This is a genomic window from Sphaerospermopsis reniformis, from assembly GCF_005402885.1.
Classification (GTDB): Bacteria; Cyanobacteriota; Cyanobacteriia; order Cyanobacteriales; family Nostocaceae; genus Sphaerospermopsis; species Sphaerospermopsis kisseleviana.
The window spans coordinates 1-3,066 of the sequence record NZ_BJCE01000387.1 but is presented as its reverse complement, the minus strand read 5'-3'; the positions used below and the strand labels follow the sequence as shown (position 1 = coordinate 3,066).

The 3,066-nt window shown below is 39.5% G+C and carries 2 protein-coding genes; one reads left to right on the top strand and one right to left on the bottom strand.

Features of this window, described 5'->3' with window-relative positions; translation table 11 throughout:
- Positions 1-89: 89 nt before the first annotated feature.
- Positions 90-845 carry a pantothenate kinase gene (locus tag FFR48_RS26700; protein WP_236104202.1) on the bottom strand — a complete coding sequence of 252 codons (756 nt, stop codon included), beginning with the start codon at positions 843-845 and terminating at the stop codon, positions 90-92.
- 176 nt (positions 846-1,021) lie between these two features.
- On the opposite strand from FFR48_RS26700, the gene FFR48_RS26695 reads away from it, so the two are divergent.
- Entirely contained in the window at positions 1,022-2,770 is a 1,749-nt protein-coding gene (locus FFR48_RS26695; RefSeq protein ID WP_137669437.1) for a diflavin flavoprotein, read from the top strand.
- The last annotated feature ends 296 nt before the right edge of the window (positions 2,771-3,066 follow it).

The following is a 3,066-nucleotide window of genomic DNA, read 5'->3' as shown; positions in this document are numbered from 1 at the left end:
TGACTTTTGACTTCCCGAAGGGTGTCCTGATTCTGACAAAAATCCAATTTTTGACTTTTGACTTTTGACTTCCCGAAGGGTGTCCTGATTCAGACAATATTAACTTCTCTCATTCCCCAAAATATCAAATTATTATCTAAAATTATCTTTTCTCCTATTTCTGAAAACTGTTGTTTTAAATAAATTATCAATAACTCACCATCTCCCCCAGTAATAGCAATTTTACTATCAGGAAACAACGATAACCACTCATCAATAAACTCTTTTATTCCCGCCAATAAAGTGTAAATGATACCACTTTGAATTGCTTGTGGTGTATCCATAGCAAAACGGGGCGGTAAATCTATGATTTGCCTAATTTTTAACAATGGTAATTGTGCGGTTTTTTGTCCTAAACTGGTAAATTGTAAACCCAAACCCGGTAAAATAGCGCCACCAATAAGACGCTGATTTGAGTCTGCCCCTGTAAAAGTTAATGCTGTTCCTGCATCAATTACTAACATGGGAAAACCATAGGATTTACCTGCGCCAAATAAAGCTAAAGCGCGATCAATGCCCAATGTGGGATACATTCCCCGGATAGGGACTTGATTTAAGGTGATTAAACGATGATTAGGGTAAGTTTGCCATAGTTGTGTTTGACTGGGAACTACGGAGGCTAAAACGAGAGTGATAGGCAGGTTAGGAGAAAGGAAGATAGAACGAGCATAAGATGGAGGAAGGGGAAAAGTATTCGTTTTTGCTAATTGTTCTATATCAGACTCTGATAAATGTTGTGTATCCCAGGTAGAGTTGAGAGTGTGATCTATAAATAAAGCCCAATGTAGCCGGGAGTTACCAACCATTAAGGCTAACCAAGGGTTGTTTGTCTGTTGCGGTTGGATATTCTGTTTCACAGTTTGTTTCACAGTTTTAATTTTCTTAATTGAATGATAGGTTTTTTAAGAAAACGTTATATTCAACCCGTGTCACAATATAAGGCAGAGGAATAAATACTCAATAAAAGTTAAGGAGGGGAGTTATGGTATTGCTCACCGATAAAAATCAAGGTCAGGAAGGTACAACCCCAGTAAAACGGCTGACTATACAAACGGTAGAAATTGATCAGGATACCACGGCTATTCGTTCTTTAGACTGGAACCGCGATCGCTTTGATATTGAGTTTGGTTTGCAAAATGGTACAACTTACAACTCCTTTCTGATCCGCGGTGAACAAACTGCCCTGGTTGATACTTCCCATGAAAAGTTCCGTCAGCTATATTTTGATACACTGACTGGTTTAATTAATCCGCAAGATATAGATTACTTAATTATTAGCCACACAGAACCAGACCACAGTGGTTTAGTTAAAGATTTACTACAAAAAGCTCCTGATATTACCGTTGTTGGTTCTAAGGTAGCAATTCAATTTTTAGAAGATTTGGTACATCAGCCTTTTAAACGTCGTATTGTGAAAAATGGCGATCGCCTGGATCTCGGTAATGGCCATGAGTTTGAATTTGTGATTGCTCCTAATTTACACTGGCCTGATACTATTTTCAGTTTTGACCACAAAACCCAAATTCTTTACACCTGTGATGCTTTTGGAATGCATTACTGTACAGATAGCACTTTTGATGATGATTTATCTGCCATTGAAAAAGATTTTCAATATTACTATGAATGCTTGATGGGTCCTAATGCCCGTTCTGTGCTTTCTGCAATGAAGCGCATGGCAGAATTAAAAACCATCAAAATGATCGCCACAGGTCACGGACCCTTACTATACCACAATCTCCAAGAATTAACAGGACGTTACCTCAATTGGAGTCAAAACCAAACCAAAGCAGAAACCACTGTGGGTATATTTTACGTTTCTGAATATGGTTATAGCGATCGCCTAGCTCAATCTATTACCAACGGTATCGTAAAAACCGGGGTAGCTGTGGAAGTAGTTGATTTATCTGGATCAGTTGATTTACAAGAGTTACGGGAGCTTGTAGGACGCTGTAAAGGCTTGGTAGTGGGGATGAATCCCATATCTAGTAATACAAGCATTCAAACAGCATTGAGTACAGTTCTAGGATCTGCTACGGAAAAACAAGCCATTGGTATTTTTGAAACCGGTGGTGGAGATGATGAACCTACCTATCCACTGTTAAATAAATTCCGCTCTGCGGGTTTAACTGTAGCTTTTCCTGTCATTGAGATTCGGGAAACACCCACAGAAAACACCTATAAAAAATGTGAAGAAGCGGGAACAGATTTGGGACAGTTGGTGACAAAAGAAAAAAGTATCAAAGCTATGAAATCTTTAGGTGCTGATTTAGATAAAGCACTAGGAAGAATTAGCGGCGGTTTGTATATTATCACAGCCAAAAAAGGCGATGTTTCCAGCGCCATGTTAGCGTCTTGGGTAAGTCAAGCGAGTTTTAAACCTTTGGGTTTTTCTATTGCAGTAGCTAAGGATCGGGCGATAGAATCATTGATGCAAGTAGGCGATCGCTTTGTTCTCAATGTTTTAGAAGAGGGCAACTATCAAGCATTGATGAAACACTTCTTAAAACGTTTTAGTCCCGGTGCGGATCGTTTTGAAGGTGTCAAAACCCAACCAGCGGAAAATGGAGCGCCTATTTTGGGTGATGCTTTAGCTTACATGGAATGTGAAGTAGTTAGCCGGATGGACTGCGGCGATCATTGGGCGGTGTATAGTACGGTTTATGCAGGTAGAGTATCTAAACCTGAATCATTAACAGCAGTACACCATCGCAAAGTAGGAAACCATTATTAAAATCTCTTTTCCCCCTCCCCGCAAGCGAGGAGGGGAACAAGACAGGGGAAACGCATCTTATCAATAAGGACAATTTAATCTCAATAATGACCTGAAAATTCGCATTAACGTCTACTTATTGACAATAATTTAAACCATCACGATGACTCTGAAAAAATCAATCAAACGATAAATAGGGGTTGCTGAGAAAGTCTTTCCGTGAGGGCATAGGAGTCAGGAGTCAGGAGTCAGGAGTCAGGAGGAGATTGGAAAATTTCTTTGCCATCTCTTGAAATCCCAAAAAATGCACACTTTTT

Bases quoted from the DNA above. Each gene is read 5' to 3' on its own strand.
- FFR48_RS26700 (WP_236104202.1), bottom strand. From the start codon at position 845: ATGGTTGGTAACTCCCGGCTACATTGGGCTTTATTTATAGATCACACT.
- FFR48_RS26695 (WP_137669437.1), top strand. From the start codon at position 1,022: ATGGTATTGCTCACCGATAAAAATCAAGGTCAGGAAGGTACAACCCCA.